Source organism: Streptomyces sp. B1I3 (genome assembly GCF_030816615.1).
Classification (GTDB): domain Bacteria; phylum Actinomycetota; class Actinomycetes; order Streptomycetales; family Streptomycetaceae; genus Streptomyces.
This window is the reverse complement of sequence record NZ_JAUSYD010000001.1, coordinates 2683963-2699179: the sequence shown is the minus strand read 5'-3', so window position 1 is coordinate 2699179 and position 15217 is coordinate 2683963. Positions and strand designations below refer to the sequence as shown.

The window sequence follows — 15217 nt, the reverse complement described above, 5'->3', positions numbered from 1 at the left end:
CGCCCCCGTGGGTCCCGCTGCCTGAGGCGCCGACGGCCCCTCGGAAGCATGCGAAAGCCGGGGAGACAGGGGGCGGACCCGTCTCCCCGGCGCTTGTGCGGGGTGGTGCGGTCGGTGCGGCGTGGGGACTAGTTGAGGCCGCTGTCCATCGCGCTCACGAGCTCGCCGTTCGCGGTGTCACCACTGAACTCCCAGAAGAACGCGCCTCCCAGGCCCTGGCTGTTCGCCCAGGCCATCTTGGACGTGATCGTGGCCGGGGTGTCGTAGCTCCACCAGTTGGTGCCGCAGTGCGCGTACGCGGTGCCGGCGATGGTGCCGGTGGCCGGGCAGCTGTTCTTGAGGACCTTGTAGTCCTCGATGCCCGCCTCGTACGTGCCCGGGGCGGCGCCGGTCGCGGTGCCGCCGGGAGCGGCCTGGGTGACGCCGGTCCAGCCGCGGCCGTAGAAGCCGATGCCGAGCAGCAGCTTCTTGGCCGGGACGCCCTGCGCCTTCAGCTTGGCGATGGCGGCGGCGGAGTTGAAGCCCTCCTGCGGGACGCCGCTGTACGAGGTCAGCGGGGAGTGCGGGGCCGTCGGGCCCTTGGCCTCCCAGGCGCCGAAGAAGTCGTACGTCATCACGTTGTACCAGTCGAAGTACGCCGACGCGCCGGCGTAGTCCGCCGCGTCGATCTTGCCGCCCGCCGAGCCGTCCGCGGTGATCGCGGCGGTGACGAGGTTGTTCGAGCCGAACTTGCTGCGCAGCGCCGAGGAGAGGTTCTTCAGCGCGGCGGGGCCGCTGGTGTCACAGGTGAGACCGCAGGCGTTGGGGTACTCCCAGTCGATGTCTATGCCGTCGAAGACGTCGGCCCAGCGGGGGTCCTCCACCAGGTCGTAGCAGGACTGGGCGAACGCGGCCGGGTTCTGTGCCGCGGCGCCGAAGCCGCCCGACCAGGTCCAGCCGCCGAACGACCAGATGACCTTGATGTGCGGGTACTTCGCCTTGAGCTTGCGCAGCTGGTTGAAGTTGCCGCGCAGCGGCTGGTCCCAGGTGTCGGCGACGCCGTCGACCGACTGGTCGGCGGTGTAGGCCTTGTCGTAGTCGGCGTAGGCGTCACCGATGGTGCACTTGCCGCCCTGGACGTTGCCGAACGCGTAGTTGATGTGCGTGATCTTCGCGGCGGAACCCGACGTCACGAGGTTCTTGACGTGGTAGTTGCGCCCGTAGACGCCCCACTCGGTGAAGTAGCCGAGGTTGACCTTGTCGCCGGGGCCCGGGTTGCCGCCGCCGCCGCCGGTGGTGTGCACCTTCACCGCACCGCTGACCGGGCCGGTCTGGTCGGCGGTGTCACGGGCCTGCACGGTGTACGAGTAGTCGGTACCGGCGGTGAGCCCGGTGTTGGTGTACGTCGTACCGGTGACCGTGGCGACCTTGGAACCGTCGCGCAGGACGTCGTAGTTCTTGACGCCCTTGTCGTCCGTCGCGGCGCTCCAGCTGAGCTTCACCGAGGTGTCGGTGACGCCGCTCGCAGTGGGGGTGCCGGGTGCCGAGGGGGCGTTGTCCCCCGGGACGCTGCCGCCGTCACAGGAGGCGCCGTTCAGCTTGCAGCCGGTGGGGGAGCCGGAGCCGGTGCCGTTGAAGCCGAAGCTGATGCTGGCGCCGGGGGCGACCGTGCCGTTCCAGCCGAGGTTCTTGGCGGTCCAGTGGGTTCCGGAACTGGTGACGGAGGCGTCCCAGGCGGAGCCGACCGCGGTGCCGGAGGGGAAGTCCCACTCGATCGCCCAGGAGGAGAGGGCGGTGGTGCCGGTGTTCTTGACCGTCCACTGCCCCTCGAAGCCGCTGCCCCAGTCGGACTTCTTGACGTAGGTGGCGGTCGCCGACGTGGCGGCTTCGGCGGGGGAGGCCAGCCCGACCATCGCGGCGAGCGGCAGGAGCAGCGCGGTGAAGCCCGCGACCGCCTTGGATCGTGTGGCTCCGCCGGCTCCGAGTCTCCATCTGGGTCGGGATCGGCGTAGGGGGGTTTCAGTGCTCAACGGTGCTCCTCGGGTGAGGTCCGGCAAACGGGGGGTGGTCCGTGGACTGCAAACCCTGCGTCGCCCTGAGCGCGCTTGTCATGGCGTACTCACCGCAGCGTGCGTGCTCGGTGAGATTAGGAAGGTCTGGACCAATCGTCAAGAGGTCCAGACCAAAGTTTCCCGCGTCGACTCGGACGACTCAGAGGCGCAACTCTTGTGCGAGTACGGCTGCTTGGACCCGGCTGCGCAGATTCAGCTTGCCCAGAAGCCTGCTGACGTGGGTCTTCACGGTTGCCTCCGCCATCGAGAGCCGCCCCGCGATCTCGGCGTTCGACAGCCCTTCACCGAGGCAGGCGAGTACCTCTCGTTCCCGTCGGGTCAGCGTGTCGAGCCCCGGCGGGTCCGGCGCCGCGGCCCTGCGTGCCGGCGTGGTGCCGGCGAACTCCGCGATCAGCCGGCGCGTGACGGCCGGGGCGATCAGGCCCTCGCCCCGCGCCACCGTACGCACCCCGTCGATCAGGTCGCGCGCGTCCGTGTGCTTCAGCAGGAAGCCGGCGGCGCCCGCGCGCAGCGCCCCGAAGACGTACTCGTCGAGATCGAAGGTGGTCAGCACCAGGACGTCCGCGAGCTCCTCCGACACGACCTGCCGTGTCGCGGACACCCCGTCGAGGCGGGGCATCTGTACGTCCATCAGCACCACGTCGGGGCGCAGTTCACGTGCGAGGCGCACGGCGGCCTCGCCGTCGCCGGCCTCACCCACGACCTCGATGTCCGGTGCGCTGCGCAGGATCAGCACGAGACCCGCCCGTACGGCCGACTGGTCCTCGGCCACCAGTACCCGGATCGTCATCGTCCCGGGATCCCTTCGCCGACGGGCAGTACGGCCCGTACCCGCCAGAGCGCCGTGCCGTCCCCGGACACGGGCCCCGCCTCGAGCGTCCCGCCGAGCAGTGCCACCCGCTCCCGCATCCCTGCCAGGCCGGCCCCCGACCCGGGGGCGCGAGGGTCCGGACGGTCACCGGCCACGCTGCTCACCTCGACCGTCAGCCGGTTCCCCGACCGCCCCAGCCGGACCTCCACCGGTCCCGGCGCGGCATGTTTCAGCGCGTTGGTGAGGGACTCCTGGACGATGCGGTAGGCGGCCAGTTCCACCGGGGCGGGCAGCTTCCCGGCCCCCTCCCGGCCGTCGTCCAGCGTGACGGTCAGCCCGCTGGGCGCGGACGTGGCCCCCGCCTGCCCGACGAGGACGTCCAGGGAGGCGAGGGTCGGCGCCGCGGCAGGGGCGTCATCGCCACCGGGCTCCCGCAGCAGTCCGATCAGCCGCCGCATCTCGGCCAGCCCCTCGACGCTGTTCTCCCGGATCACGCCCAGCGCGTCGCGGGAGGTGGCCGGGTCGGCCGGGTCGTCGATGGAGAGCGCGGCGGTGGAGTGGATGGCGATCGCGGAGAGGTGGCCCGCGACCATGTCGTGCAGCTCGCGGGCCATCCGGGACCGCTCCGCGGTGACCGCCTGGACCCGGTCCATCTCGGCGAGCAACGCTGTCTGGTCGGCACGCAGCCGGGCCGTCTCGGCGGCGTCGCGATGATTGCGCACGCTGACCCCCGTGATCGCGGGGGCGAAGGAGACCAGTCCGGTCACCACGCCGATCAGCAGTGCCTCGGCGTCGCGGAACCAGGCGAAGAACCCGATGGTGACCGCGACGGTGACCAGGAAGGTGGCCACCGGGATCCGCCGGGCCGCGGCCGGGCTTCCGTACACCACGGCCGCGTACACGAGGTCGGTGTACATCAGGACCGTCGCCAGGCTGCCCGTCGTGAACTGGTCGGCGAGCAGCGCGAACGTCCCGAGGACGATCGCGGTCCGTGGCCGGCACCGGCGCAGCAGCTCCAGGCCGGCCGTCACCGCGAGCGGCACGAGAGCCACCCAGTGGGCGCCGAAGAGCCGCCCGCCCTGGGTGTGCAGCCCGGCGGCCCAGAGAGCCAGCCCACCCACCAGCCCGGTCACCGCGATCAGTACGTCGTGGCGGTGCGGTCGTGAAGAGAGGGACACGGGTCCATCCAACACGGCGCGGGTCCACGGCACGTCCGTACGAGGGGGGAGCCCCGGCTACATCGAAGGATGCAGTCCCGTTTCGTCCCCGCCGACGACGATCCGGCGCCGTACGGAGGGGAGTCTGGAGGGGACCGGAAGGGGAAATCCCGTGATCGTCACACTGATCCTGCTCTGTGAGGTCGGCTTCTGGGTCCTGCTGGCCGCCGGACTCGCACTGCGGTACGCCGCGAAGAAGCCCCGGCTGGGCGCGGCCGTCCTGTTGTGCGAGCCGCTGCTGGAGCTCGTGCTCCTGGTGGTGACGGCCTTCGACCTCAGGAACGGCGCCGAGCCTGACTGGAAGCACGGCCTGGCCGCCGTCTACATCGGCTTCACCGTGGGACTCGGCCGCTCGACCATCAGGTGGGCGGACGCCAGGGTCGTCCACCGCTTCGCGGGCGGACCGGCGCCGGTGAAGCCCCCCACGTACGGAATGGCCCGGGCGGCCCACGAGTGGCGGACCGCGGCCCGCTGGAGCCTGGCCGCGGTGACCGCCATGGCCCTGCTCCAGGGCGCGGTCTGGTACGTCGGCGTGGACGGGGACACCGGTTCGCTCCGGATGTGGCAGCAGAAGATGCTCTGGGTGATCGGCATCAACCTGATCATCGCCGTCGGCTACACCGTCGCCCCGAAGCGGGAGCCGAAGGGCCGGGTGGGAGCCGGCCGCTGACTCAGCGCTCGCCTCCCGGCACCCACAGCACGTCCCCGACCTCCTTGTTCGCCGACCTGGCGAGGATGAACAGGAGGTCGGAGAGGCGGTTGAGGTACGTCGCCGTCAGCGCGTTCATCGCCTCCCCGTGCACCTCCAGCGCCGCCCAGGTCGAACGCTCCGCCCGCCTGACCACCGTGCAGGCCTGGTGCAGCAGCGCCGCCCCCGGCGTACCGCCCGGCAGGATGAAGCTCCGCAGCTTCTCCAGCTCCTCAAGGAAGCTGTCGCAGTCGGCCTCCAGCTTGTCGATGTAGGACTGCTCGACCCGCAGCGGCGGGTACTTCGGGTCCTCCACGACCGGTGTGGACAGGTCCGCACCCACGTCGAACAGGTCGTTCTGTACGCGGACGAGGACCTTGACCACGTCCTCGGAGAGACTGCCGAGCGCGATCGCCGTACCGATGACCGCGTTGGCCTCGTTGGCGTCGGCATAGGCGGAGATCCGCAGATCGGTCTTCGCGGTCCGGCTCATGTCCCCGAGGGCGGTGGTGCCCCGGTCGCCGGTGCGGGTGTAGATGCGCGTCAGGTTGACCATGGGGCCAGCCTAGTTAAGCCCCGGCCCTGCGGAAGACGCGTGTGCCCACCGTCACGGCGGGAACCGCGCAGGCCACCGACACCAGGACCCCGTACCGCATGTGCGCGGTGGCGTGCGAACCGGTGTAGGCGTCGCGGACCGCAGGCGTCTCGCCCACCGTCGGCCTGATGGAGGGCTACGACCGCTTCATGCGGGTCATCGAGGGCGCCGAAAGCCTCAAGGCGCGTCTCTGGCACATCCAGCAGGACGCCCTCCTCCACCTGGAGGCGACCGTCCTGGAGGAGTCCGGCGCGGAAACCGGCGACCCGACCGCGGTCCTGGTGGCGGGTCAGCTCTCCCGGGTGCACGACACCCTCATGGGACACATCGGCCGCGTGATGGTGGCGGGCCGCAAGCCCGCCGAGGTGTCCAGGGAGGCCCTCGTGCTGCTGGACGGCGTCGAGGGCCTCCTCGGCGAGAAGGTGCTCAACTACGCGCGACGCGCCGCCGCGTGACGCGGGCCGGTGTGATGTCCGTCATGTGAGACGTGACGCGCATCTCTTAGCCGCCCCAGGGCCCCTCACGGGTACTAACCTCCGCCGGAGAGCATGTGAACCGTCGACAGTGCATAGGGGTGCCAACGTGGCCAGGAAGCTCGCCGTCATCGGCGCCGGACTCATGGGGTCCGGTATCGCGCAGGTCTCCGCCCAGGCGGGCTGGGACGTCGTCCTGCGTGACGTCACCGACGAGGCCCTGGCGCGCGGACGCGACGGCATCGAGGCGAGTTACGGCAAGTTCGTCTCCAAGGGCAAGCTGGCGGCGGCCGACGCCGAGGCCGCGCTCGCCCGGATCACCACGACCACCGACCTCGACGCCGTGGCCGACGCCGACGTCGTCGTCGAGGCCGTCTTCGAGAAGCTCGAGGTCAAGCACGAGATCTTCCGGACGCTCGACAAGGTCGTGCGGGAGGACACCGTCCTCGCCTCCAACACCTCCGCCATCCCGATCACCAAGATCGCGGCCGTGACGGAGCGCCCGGAGCGCGTCGTCGGCGTGCACTTCTTCTCGCCCGTTCCCATGATGCAGCTCTGCGAGCTGGTGCGCGGCTACAAGACCAGTGACGAAACCCTCGCCACCGCACGGGAGTTCGCCGAGTCCGTCGGCAAGACCTGCATCGTCGTCAACCGCGACGTCGCCGGCTTCGTCACCACCCGGCTGATCTCGGCGCTCGTCGTCGAGGCCGCCAAGCTGTACGAGTCGGGCGTCGCCTCCGCCGAGGACATCGACACCGCCTGCAAGCTCGGCTTCGGCCACGCCATGGGGCCGCTCGCGACGGCCGACCTGACCGGCGTCGACATCCTGCTGCACGCCACCGGCAACATCTACACCGAGTCGCAGGACGAGAAGTTCGCCGCCCCGGAGCTGATGCGCCGGATGGTCGACGCAGGTGACATCGGCCGCAAGAGCGGGCAGGGCTTCTACACCTACTGATCGTTTCCGGGTCCCCGGCTGTCCGACGTGCCGTCAACCAGCCGGGGGTCCCGTGGGATCCGGTGCCCGGATGCCACGATCCGGGGGATCCCCTTCACCCCTCGGGGTGAATTCGGTATCGGTTCACCCACAGACGGCAACTTCCATGTCGCTGCGGCAGTCAGTTGTGGCAGAGACGGAAGAGATTTCAGACAGACCGACCTTGCTGCGGAGTCATCCGGGGAGCGCATATGCACATCAGGGGCGACCACGTCGAGATGGCCGTCGGGGGCCGCCTCGACGTCCGAAGCGCGGCGGACGCCCGTACGGTTCTGCATGCGGCCGTCGACGACGGCGCCGGTGACCTCGTACTGAACCTGACCGAGCTGGACTCCTGGGACGCCACCGGACTCGGCGTCATCATGGGTGCGCACCGCCGGGCGGGCCGGGCGGGCCGACGGCTGGTGCTGCGCGGTGTGCCGCCGCAGATGCAGCGCCTGCTGGTGGCGACGAGACTGCATCGCATTCTGGCCATCGAGGGCGGAATCGCCGCAGACTCCCTGCCGCGCGTCTGAGCCCTGCCCGGCGGGGATGCACGCACAATCCTCACGAGAACGTGACGGGCTGGGCGGCGCGGCCCCCCGCCGGTGCGTGGATACTGTGCGAAGGTTTAAGGTTCGGCCGTCTGCCGGTACACGGACCCACGGGCGGACACCGGACCGGAAGCGACAGCGGGGCGTGCGAGGCCGGGTGGGGCAACCGCGCGCTATGCGTCTGGGGGACTTGACGATGGACCCGACCAACCGGGAACCGGAAGAGTACGGGCATGACGGCGACCACCCCGGTGAGGACACCGAGCGGCGACGGCAGTCCCGCGAAGCCCTGACGCCGGACTTCGGGCACCAGGCCGCACAGCAGTCCCGCACGGTGCAGCTGACCTCGGGCGACTTCCTGCTCACGGTCAACCCGGTCGACGGCAGCGAGATCGAGCCGTGCCGGCCCGGGGAGCAGCCCGCCCCGCCCGTACGGCACACCGCCGCGCAACGCGCCGAGCGGGAACGCGCCACCGCGCCGCCCGTGCCTCCGGGACCGCCCGCACCCCGGTTGCCGCTCCTCGAGCGCCAGGACGAGCGGGAACGTCTCGTACGGCTGCTGGCGCGGGGTCGCTCGGTGCGGCTCACCGGCCCCGCGGGGTCCGGCCGCACGGCTCTCCTGAACGCCGTCGCCACCGACTGCGCGGACCTGGCGCCCGACGGGGTCGTCCGGCTCTCCGGGCACAAGCGGACCGCCACGGACCTGTTGTACGGGCTCTTCGAGACCGTCTACCGGGCTCCGCTGCACCGGCCCGACCGCGAGGGCCTCCTGGCCCTCGTCCACGGCATCGGCGCCGTGGTCGTGCTCGACGATCTGGAGCTGGGGGGCGGAGCGCTGCAGGAGCTGCTCGACGCGACGCCCGAGTGTGCGTTCCTCCTCGGCACGACGTCCGAGGTGCCCGCATCCACCGCCGACGCGGACCTCGAGGAGGTCTTCCTCTCCGGCCTGAGCCGCAGCGCCTCGATCGAGCTCCTGGAACACGTCGTCGAGCGCACCCTCACCGACGACGAGGCGAACTGGGCCGGCGACCTCTGGTTCGAGTCCGAAGGCCTGCCGCTGCGCTTCGTCCAGGCCGGCGCCCTGCTGCGCCGACGCGACGAGATGCGCACGGACCCGCAGTCCTTCGACGGCTACGGCGACGGAGAACCCGCCGATACGCCGTTCGGCCGGATCGAGCCGAAGGACGTGCCCCTGCCCGGCCTGGGCGAGGCCGCGGCACCCGCCGCCCTGCTCGCCTCCCGGCTGAGCGAGTCGGCCCGCGAGACCCTGCGCTTCGCCGTCGCCCTCGGCGGTGAGGTCCCGCACCAGGCGCACCTGCCGGCCCTCGTCGGGGACACCCACGCCGATGCCGCGCTGGGGGAGCTGTCCCTGTGCGGTCTGCTCTCCCCGGCGGGCCCCCGCTACCGGCTGGCCGCCGGTGTCCTGGCCCAGCTGGAGGCGAGCGGTTACGGCGAGGACGCTGCGGCGCACGCCCGCAGCGCCGCCCAGCACTACGCCTGGTGGGCGGGGCACCCGTCCGTCACCCCCGAACGTGCGGTCGCCGAGGCGGACGCCGTCCTCGCGTCGATGGCACCCCTCCTGCCGGGCGACGCCGGGGAACAGGCCAGCGTGGCCGTCCTGCTGGCCCGCAGCGCCTCGCCCGCGTTCGCGGCGGGGATGCACTGGGGCGTCTGGGAGAAGGCCCTCAGGATCGGGCAGGAAGCCGCCAGGATCGCCGGCGAGGTGGCGGAGGAGGCCTACTTCCACCACGAGTTGGGCGTCCTCGCGCTCTGCACCGGCCACCTGGACCGGGCCAGGGCGGAGCTGGAGGCGTCCATCGGCATGCGCGGCGCGCTCGCCGACAAGGCCGGCGCGGTGGCGGGACGCAGGGCGCTGGCCCTGGTCGAGGACCGTTCCGGCGGGCCCGCACCGAGCGGCGGGGTCCCGCCGGCCGAAGCCTCGCCCGCCTCGCCGCCCGGCGGGGTGCCGGCCGTGATGCCCCTCTTCCCGCGCGTGGTCGAGGAGCCGTTCACCCGCGTGTCCCACCACGTCCCCGCGCCACGTCCCGCAGGCAGGGTCGCCGGCGCGCTCGGCGGCCGTACGGTGCTCCGGGGCGCCCGGCGCAACGTGGTCGCGGTGGGCGCGGGCGCCCTGCTGGCAGCCGTGCTGGGCACCGTGGTGACGCTGGGTGCGACCTCCGGCAGCGAGGATCCCGAGGGCAGCGACGTCACGACCGAGCAATCGGTCACCGAGGACGACAGCCAGGACGGTTCCCCCGCGGACGAGCCGGCCGACGGCCCGGCCTCCGACGACGGCCCGGCCGACGGGACCGTGTCCCCCGGGGCGTCGGGGGACACGGTCCCGTCCGGCAGCGCGACGCCGTCGCGGGGCACGTCGAGCCCTGGGACGAGCCCGGGCACGGACACCCCCTCCAGCGGCAGCCCCAGCGACCCGCCGCCGTCCGGGAAGCCGTCGCCCACCGGGAAATCGACCGGACCGACGGCCTCGCCGAGCACCACGCCCCCGACGACGTCGCCGGAGCCGACCCCCAGCGAGAGCACGACGGAGCCGACCCCGACCGATTCCCCGTCGGAGCCGGAGAACACCGACTCGGCGAGCGGCCCCGCGGAGTCGGCGACCGCCTCGGAAGCGGGCGCGGGATCGTCGAGCCCCTCCGGCACCGCATCGACCGTGGTCTGAAAACCGGAAATCGCCGGGCGGGCCGGGATGATCCCGGCCCGCCCGGCGATCGGGCACGATCGGCCCCAGGTCAGAACAGCCGGAGCTTGTCGTCCTCGATGCCGCGCATCGCGTTGTAGTCGAGGACCAGGCACCCGATGCCGCGGTCCGTCGCCAGCACCCGGGCCTGTGGCTTGATCTCCTGGGCCGCGAAGACACCCCGCACCGGCGCCAGGTGCGGATCGCGGTTGAGCAGATCGAGATAGCGGGTCAGCTGCTCCACACCGTCGATGTCGCCCCGCCGCTTCAACTCCACGGCCACGGTCCTGCCCTCCGCGTCCCGGCACAGGATGTCGACCGGGCCGATGGCGGTCGGGTACTCGCGGCGGATCAGGGTGTAACCCTCGCCGAGTGTCTCGATCCGGTCGGCGAGCAGTTCCTGGAGGTGCGCCTCCACACCGTCCTTGATGAGCCCCGGGTCCACGCCCAGCTCATGGGACGAGTCGTGGAGGACCTCCTCCATCGTGATGATCAGTTTCTCGCCCGCTTTGTTCACCACGGTCCAGACGCCTTCGCTGCCGTCGGCGCCCTCCTTCAAGGTGCACGGCGGGGACATCCAGTTGAGAGGTTTGTACGCCCGGTCGTCGGCGTGGATCGAGACGCTGCCGTCCGCCTTCACGAGGATCAGACGGGGGGCGGAGGGCAGGTGGGCGGTGAGCCGGCCCGCGTAGTCGACGGAGCAACGGGCGATGACGAGACGCATGGTCGGCAACGCTACTCGACGACCGGTGTCCGACGCGATTCCCGGTCCCGGCGCCCGGTCGGGCCCTTGACGGACGGCTTTCGGGCTTGTCCGTCTTTGCGACCGTTCGTTATTGGCCGGTTGTGTTCCCAATCTCCTGGTGCGGCCCGGACTGCGCCCTTACCGTGGAAGCAGGAGGTCGCCGTCTGTGCACGCAGCGTCGCCGGCCTTCTTCCCTGCCCGTAAGGCCCCGGTGACCCGCCGGGGTCGCGAGAGGAGAACCCATGTCGCTCGACGTCTCACCGGCCCTTTTGGAACAGGCCGAGCGAGGCGAGGTCGACGAAGCCGACTTCGTCGACTGCGTCCGGACCTCCCTGCCCTACGCATGGGAGATGATCAGCTCCCTGGTGGCCCAGCTGAAGGTGGACGGCGGACAGTTCGCCGACAACCAGACGCCTCCGCCGGACGAGCAGGCACGTGGTCAGCTGCTGCGCGCGCTCGCGAGTGATGCGATACGTGGTGCGCTGCAGCGGCACTTCGGAGTGCGTCTGGCATTCCAGAACTGCCACCGCGTCGCGGTGTTCCCGCTGGACGCCTCGGTCGACGAGCGCCTGGCCCGCTTCACCTCGGTGAGGGGCCAGCTGCTCAACCAGTCGCCCGGACTTCGGGACTGCTGAGCGCTTCTGCTGCCGCTTCGGGCCGCGGGAGGTGCAACTGGCTCCGGGGCGGCAGCTCCCGCACCACCGCACCACCAGGACTACCGGCATGGACACCTCACGTCAGCAGCGGCAGCACCTCCGTGCCCAGCCGCTGGACGTTCTGTTCGGTCGTCGCGAGGTCGCCCGAGCCCTCCACCAGGAGGGCGAAACGGGAGATGCCCGTGCGCTCCGCCGTGGCCGCCAGCCGGTCCGCGGCGAGCCGGGGCGGACCCACCGGATGCAGGCCGCACAGGAACTCGGTGTACGCGACGGGGTCGCGCATCACCCGGTGCCTGCCGTCGACCGTGACATGGGCCTCGAGCCCCTGCCGCAGCCAGCCGGGCATCGCCTTCACGAGCGTCTCGACGGCGTCCGCCTGCCCGTCGGCGATCTGGGCCACCCCTGCGGACACATGTCCGACCTGCTCCACCACCTCGGGCGGCTGACCGGCCTCGAGAGCGGCGGAACGCCACAGAGCGACCATGCCGGCCTTCTCCTCGTCGCCGCAGTGCATCCCGAGCAGCATCGGCAAACCCTTTTCAGCGGCGAGTTTCACGCTTTTCGGCGACGTGCACGCAACGATCACCTCGGGCACGGCGGGACCGCCCCCGAGGATCTCGTCGGCGCGGGGCACGACCGCCACCTCACGGAAGCCGAAGCGCTCGCCGCCGCCCGCCACCCTGGGCTCCCGGAGCCAGTCCAGCAGCAGCTCCAGCGATTCGGGGAAGCCGTTCTCGTAGGCGTCGAGACCGCCGCCGAACACCTCCAGATCCACCCAGGGCCCACCGCGGCCCACCCCGAGGGTGAAGCGGCCGCCGCTGGTCAGATGCAGCAGGGCCGCCTGCTCCCCGAGGGAGACGGGGTGCTGCGTCGACAGGACGCTCACCGCCGTGCCCACGCGGATCCTGCGGGTGCGGCCGAGCAGCAGCCCGGCCAGTGTCACGGCCGACGGGCACACGCCGTACGGCACGAAATGATGTTCTGCCAGCCAGACCGAATCGAGTCCGGACTCCTCCGCCACCTCCGCGGACCGGACGGCCCGGTGCAGGGCCTCGCCCGGCCCCTGGCCCGGAAACTGTGCCGCCAGTACGAACGTTCCCACGCGCATCGCCTTCTACCTCCTTGCGGCCGACGCGGCTCTCCCCCTACTGGCAACAACGTCCGACACGTGCCAAAGGCACGGTCCTGCACGAAGTTGTTGCGATTTTCCGCTAACTCACCTGCCCCGTCGCATACCCCCTGTCGCACGCGGCATCGGCGCGGGATGAAGGGCTCTAGGCTTGACGGACCTGCCCGTACCGCCCCGTGAGGTGTCACGTGTCCCCGCGCCGCAACCGCCCCCGAGGCGGCGAGAGTCCCACCGGCAACGCACGCGGGCCGGCGGAGGGGTACGGGGGAGGCGGCGCCACCGAGAGCTGGCGGGGCGAGGAGTGGTCGGTGCGTCCGGTGAGCGGTGCGAGCGCGGCGGGCAAGCGCTACCGCTGTCCCGGCTGCGACCAGGAGATCCCCTCCGGTGTCCCGCACCTGGTCGCCTGGCCGGAGTTCGGCGGCATCGACGACCGCAGGCACTGGCACAAGGCCTGCTGGAACGCGAAGGACCGCCGCACCACACGGGTGCAGCGGTCCAGGAACGCGCCACGCCACTGAGGACGGGCGGGGTGCCTCAGACGTCCCGGCGGTCCAGGGAGGCGAAGGCGCCGAGCATGGCGACGGCGGTCATGCCGATGATGATCCACAGCGGTTCCCAGCCGGACGGCCCGGACACGGTGACCGACGCGTTGTAGAAGGCGCCGATCTGGCTCGGGATCGAGTACTCGAAGAGTGCTTCCTGGAGGCCGGACAGCGTCGGCGAGAACATGAACATCGCCAGCACCAGTGGCAGCAGCACGAGCGCGATCATGATCGTGATCGCACCGGCCGAGTGCCGGATGAGCGCGCCGAGGGCGAGCGAGAGCAGCCCCAGCGTCGCCACGTAGAGCGCCACGCCCACCGTGGCCCGCAGCCAGTCCCCGCCGGTGGGCGTCGCGCCACCGAGCATGGCCGTCTGCAGCAGGGCGACGATGCCCGTCGTCACCGCGGTGATCGTGAACGAGAGCAGGAAGAAGACGACGGACTTCGCGATCAGCACGCGGGCGCGGCTCGGGCAGGCGGTCAGCGTCGTACGGATCATTCCCGTGCCGTACTCGGAGGCGATGGTCAGCACGCCCAGGGTGATCACACAGATCGAGCCGAGCAGCACACCGAAGAAGCCGAGGCTGAGCACCGGGGTGTCCTCGAGATCGGCGTCGGCGGCGCTGACGGCGAACGCGGTGAGCAGCCCCACCGCGAACAGGAGCACGACCATCACCCCGAGGGTCCACATCGTGGAGCGCACGGAGCGGATCTTGGTCCACTCGGACGCGATCGCGTCGCCGAGGCCGGGGCTGCGCACCGGGATCGGCGAGGCGTAGGACCCCGCCGGACCGCCCCAGCCCTGCTGCGGCTGCGGGGAAGGCTCGAGGGGTGGCTGCGGGTGCGGCGGGGTGGCCGGCGTCGTCATCGGATGTCCTCGCTGGTCTCGCGCGTGGTCGGATCTGCGGGGGCGGCCGGGGCCGCTCCGGCCGGCTGTACGGGCCCGGGGGCCGAGGCCGGCGCGGGCGCGGCGTACGGATTCTGTCCCGGCGGCGGCGGGGCGTACCAGCCCTGCTGCGGCACCTCGGCCGGAGGCTGGGCGGCGTGACCGGGCTGCCCGGCCTCCCCGTGACCGTAGCCGGATCCGTAGCCGGTTCCGTAGCCGGTTCCGTAGCCGGTTCCGTAGCCGGGGGGCGGGAGCTGGAGTCCCGCCTTGGCGTCGGCCGTCGAGCGGTAGTCGACGGCGCTCTGGGTCATCCGCATGTACGCCTCCTCGAGGGAGGCCTGGTGCGGCGAGAGCTCCCACAGCCGGACGTCCGAGGCGTGCGCCAGGTCGCTGATCCGGGGCAGCGGGAGCCCGGTGACGCGCAGGGCTCCGTCCACCTCCGGCATGACCCGGCCGCCCGCCTCGGTGAGCGAGGCCGTCAGCTTCTCCCGCCCCTCCGGCCGGTCCGTCGCGACACGGACCCTGGCGAAGTCCGCGGAGTTGGCGGAGATGAAGTCCGTGACGCTCATGTCCGAGAGCAGCTGGCCCCGCCCGATCACGATCAGGTGGTCGGCGGTCACCGCCATCTCGCTCATCAGGTGGCTGGAGACGAAGACCGTACGGCCCTCGGACGCCAGCTGCTTCATGAGGTTGCGCACCCAGAGGATGCCCTCGGGGTCGAGGCCGTTGACCGGCTCGTCGAAGAGGAGCACCTGCGGGTCACCGAGCAGCGCCGCCGCGATCCCGAGCCGCTGCCCCATGCCGAGGGAGAAACCCTGGGACCGCTTCTTCGCGACGTCCTGCAGTCCGACGACACCGAGGACCTCGTCCACCCGGGCCGCCGGGATACCGGCCAGCTGGGCCAGGCACAGGAGGTGGTTACGGGCGCTGCGCCCGCCGTGCACCGCCTTGGCGTCGAGCAGTGCGCCCACCTGACGCGGTGCGTTGGGAAGGCTCCGGAAGGCGTGGCCGCCGATCGTCACGTGGCCCGAGGTCGGCCGGTCGAGGCCGAGCATCATGCGCATGGTGGTCGACTTGCCCGACCCGTTGGGACCGAGGAAACCCGTGACCGCTCCCGGCCGCACCTGGAAGGAAAGGTTGTACACGGCTGTCTTCGCGCCGTAGCGCTTGGTCAGGCCGACTGCCTCGATCATTCT

14 protein-coding genes and 2 pseudogenes are annotated in these 15217 nt (G+C 71.5%); 7 read left to right on the top strand and 9 right to left on the bottom strand.

The genetic code is table 11. The features are described 5' to 3' along the window. Positions 1-128: 128 nt before the first annotated feature. From QFZ58_RS12155 to QFZ58_RS12145, 3 genes are all read right to left on the bottom strand, one after another. Positions 129-2009: a glycoside hydrolase family 18 chitinase gene (locus tag QFZ58_RS12155; RefSeq protein WP_307124939.1), complete on the bottom strand. Its 1881-nt coding sequence runs from the start codon at positions 2007-2009 to the stop codon at positions 129-131. Between the two features lie 181 nt (positions 2010-2190). Beyond that, on the bottom strand, positions 2191-2841 hold the full coding sequence (locus QFZ58_RS12150; protein WP_307124938.1) for a response regulator transcription factor: 651 nt from the start codon (positions 2839-2841) through the stop codon (positions 2191-2193). Continuing rightward, positions 2838-4040, bottom strand: coding sequence for a sensor histidine kinase (locus QFZ58_RS12145; protein ID WP_307124937.1), 1203 nt, complete (start codon positions 4038-4040; stop codon positions 2838-2840). The genes QFZ58_RS12150 and QFZ58_RS12145 overlap by 4 nt, the downstream gene beginning before the upstream one ends. Before the next feature lie 151 nt (positions 4041-4191). Between QFZ58_RS12145 and QFZ58_RS12140 the strand changes: the two genes are divergently transcribed. Beyond that, on the top strand, positions 4192-4749 hold the full coding sequence (locus QFZ58_RS12140; protein WP_307124936.1) for a hypothetical protein: 558 nt from the start codon (positions 4192-4194) through the stop codon (positions 4747-4749). Position 4750: 1 nt separating this feature from the next. Here QFZ58_RS12140 and QFZ58_RS12135 read toward each other — a convergent pair whose 3' ends face one another. After that, positions 4751-5323, bottom strand: coding sequence for a cob(I)yrinic acid a,c-diamide adenosyltransferase (locus QFZ58_RS12135; RefSeq protein WP_307124935.1), 573 nt, complete (start codon positions 5321-5323; stop codon positions 4751-4753). Positions 5324-5336: 13 nt separating this feature from the next. After that, positions 5337-5465: pseudogene (locus QFZ58_RS12130) on the bottom strand (ABC transporter permease); the annotation flags it as partial. A 4-nt stretch (positions 5466-5469) separates the two neighbouring features. On the opposite strand from QFZ58_RS12130, the pseudogene QFZ58_RS12125 reads away from it, so the two are divergent. From QFZ58_RS12125 to QFZ58_RS12110, 4 genes and pseudogenes are all read left to right on the top strand, one after another. Continuing rightward, positions 5470-5817, top strand: a pseudogene (locus tag QFZ58_RS12125) (TetR/AcrR family transcriptional regulator); the annotation flags it as partial. A gap of 127 nt (positions 5818-5944) precedes the next feature. Further along, complete coding sequence (locus QFZ58_RS12120; RefSeq protein WP_307124934.1) at positions 5945-6793, top strand: 3-hydroxyacyl-CoA dehydrogenase family protein; 849 nt, start codon at positions 5945-5947, stop codon at positions 6791-6793. Positions 6794-7023: 230 nt separating this feature from the next. Then, complete coding sequence (locus tag QFZ58_RS12115; protein WP_307124933.1) at positions 7024-7347, top strand: STAS domain-containing protein; 324 nt, start codon at positions 7024-7026, stop codon at positions 7345-7347. Between the two features lie 214 nt (positions 7348-7561). Then, on the top strand, positions 7562-10045 hold the full coding sequence (locus QFZ58_RS12110) for an ATP-binding protein (protein ID WP_307124932.1): 2484 nt from the start codon (positions 7562-7564) through the stop codon (positions 10043-10045). 70 nt (positions 10046-10115) lie between these two features. Here QFZ58_RS12110 and nucS read toward each other — a convergent pair whose 3' ends face one another. Beyond that, positions 10116-10787, bottom strand: coding sequence for an endonuclease NucS (nucS, locus tag QFZ58_RS12105; RefSeq protein WP_307124931.1), 672 nt, complete (start codon positions 10785-10787; stop codon positions 10116-10118). A gap of 263 nt (positions 10788-11050) precedes the next feature. On the opposite strand from nucS, the gene QFZ58_RS12100 reads away from it, so the two are divergent. Further along, the gene (locus tag QFZ58_RS12100) at positions 11051-11443 is read left to right on the top strand and encodes an SCO5389 family protein (RefSeq protein ID WP_307124930.1); all 393 of its coding nucleotides are present in this window, start codon (positions 11051-11053) and stop codon (positions 11441-11443) included. A 97-nt stretch (positions 11444-11540) separates the two neighbouring features. Here QFZ58_RS12100 and QFZ58_RS12095 read toward each other — a convergent pair whose 3' ends face one another. After that, positions 11541-12572 (bottom strand): LLM class flavin-dependent oxidoreductase, encoded by a 1032-nt coding sequence (locus QFZ58_RS12095; RefSeq protein WP_307124929.1) that lies wholly within the window; start codon positions 12570-12572, stop codon positions 11541-11543. A 209-nt stretch (positions 12573-12781) separates the two neighbouring features. Here QFZ58_RS12095 and QFZ58_RS12090 point away from each other — a divergent pair, with 209 nt between their 5' ends. Next, a complete protein-coding gene (locus QFZ58_RS12090; RefSeq protein WP_307124928.1) occupies positions 12782-13111 on the top strand; it encodes an ATP/GTP-binding protein in 330 nt (109 codons plus the stop codon). Between the two features lie 16 nt (positions 13112-13127). On the opposite strand, the gene QFZ58_RS12085 is transcribed toward QFZ58_RS12090, so the two are convergent. Next, positions 13128-14003 (bottom strand): ABC transporter permease, encoded by an 876-nt coding sequence (locus QFZ58_RS12085; protein ID WP_307124927.1) that lies wholly within the window; start codon positions 14001-14003, stop codon positions 13128-13130. Beyond that, positions 14000-15214, bottom strand: coding sequence for an ABC transporter ATP-binding protein (locus QFZ58_RS12080; RefSeq protein ID WP_307124926.1), 1215 nt, complete (start codon positions 15212-15214; stop codon positions 14000-14002). The genes QFZ58_RS12085 and QFZ58_RS12080 overlap by 4 nt, the downstream gene beginning before the upstream one ends. Positions 15215-15217 lie beyond the last annotated feature (3 nt).